The 1,294-nt window shown below is 66.7% G+C and carries 3 protein-coding genes; all 3 read left to right on the top strand.

Annotated elements, in window-relative coordinates:
- On the top strand, positions 1–497 hold a 497-nt coding region (locus QVP03_RS09680; RefSeq protein ID WP_288210747.1), incomplete at its 5' end, for a N5-glutamine methyltransferase family protein.
- Positions 479–991 (top strand): regulatory protein RecX, encoded by a 513-nt coding sequence (locus QVP03_RS09675; protein WP_022333267.1) that lies wholly within the window; start codon positions 479–481, stop codon positions 989–991. The genes QVP03_RS09680 and QVP03_RS09675, both read left to right, overlap by 19 nt.
- On the top strand, positions 976–1,294 hold a 319-nt coding region (locus QVP03_RS09670), incomplete at its 3' end, for a M23 family metallopeptidase (RefSeq protein WP_288210746.1). The genes QVP03_RS09675 and QVP03_RS09670, both read left to right, overlap by 16 nt.

The raw sequence follows: 1,294 nt of genomic DNA, 5'->3' as shown, positions 1-1,294 counted from the left end.
GTGGCACCGGCAGCGGCTGCATCGCCGCGAGCCTGGCGCTCGCACTGCCCGGGGCAGAGGTTTTCGCGGCCGACCTGTCGGACGCGGCGCTGGCGATCGCCGCCGAGAACTGCTGCACGCTCGGCGCCCGGGTCACGCTCCGCAAGGCGGATGCGCTCGGCGGCCTGGACGAAATCTTCCCGGGGCCGTTCGACGCCATCGTCTCGAACCCGCCCTACGTCCCGCAAAGCGACCTTGCGGCGATGCACGCCAATGTCCGGGAGTACGAACCCCGCGAGGCGCTGTTCGTCCCCGACGACGACGCGCTGCGATTCTACCGCGCCATCGCCCGCGCCGGGCGGCGGATACTCCGCCCCGGCGGGAAGCTCTATTTCGAGATCTACGAACGCTCGGCCGGGCAGATGCGCCTCCTGCTCGGCGAGGAGGGATATACGGACACCGAGGTGCGCGAAGACCTCAACGGAAAACCCCGCATGGTATGCAGCCGGATGAACTAAGGAAAAAGAAGGTCAAGACACCCGAGCAGGCACTCGCTGCGCTCATGCGGCTCTGCGCCCGCGCCGAAAAATCGCAGGAGGACGCCCGGCGGCTGATGCGCGGCTGGGGACTCGCGGAACGCGATGCCGAGGGGGTGCTGGCCAAACTCGTCCGCGACCGCTTCATCGACGATGCCCGTTACGCCGGGGCTTTCGTGCGCGAAAAACTGCGGCTGAGCGGCTGGGGCGGATACAAGATCCGCACGGCCCTGCAACGCAAGCGCATCGACCGGGCGCTGATCGACGCGGCACTCGCCGAAGCCGACCGTTCCGGCATGGACGAACGCCTGCGCCGGCAACTGGAACGCAAGGCACGAACGGCGAAATATACGACACAATACGAACTGAAAACCAAACTGATACGTTACGGGCTTTCGCTGGGATACGACTACGAAACGGTCGTGGAGGCCGCCTCGGGGCTCGTGACGGACACGGAGACATGCGACGAATTCTGATACTGCTCATATCGACCGCCGCCTGCCTCGGGGCCCGGGGACAACACCCCGCCCCGGAGGAGTACATATACCCGATCCGCGACGTCGAAGGGCTCTACTCGGCCAATTTCGGCGAGATGCGCCCCGGGCATTTCCACGCGGGCATCGACATCAAAACCGACGGTGCCGAGGGCAAACCCCTCGTGGCCGTGGCCGACGGCTACGTCTCGCGCGTAAGCCTGGGCGCCTACGGCTACGGGCGCGCCGTCTACCTCACGCTGCACAACGGCACGACCGCCGTATACGGCCACCTGCAACGCTTCC

This window comes from Alistipes sp. CAG:29, assembly GCF_000435435.1.
GTDB classification, from domain to species: Bacteria; Bacteroidota; Bacteroidia; order Bacteroidales; family Rikenellaceae; genus Alistipes; species Alistipes onderdonkii.
This window is presented reverse-complemented; position numbering and strand designations above follow the sequence as displayed.

Excerpts from the sequence above, each read along its gene's own strand:
- QVP03_RS09675 (WP_022333267.1), top strand. The coding sequence starts at position 479 with ATGCAGCCGGATGAACTAAGGAAAAAGAAGGTCAAGACACCCGAGCAG.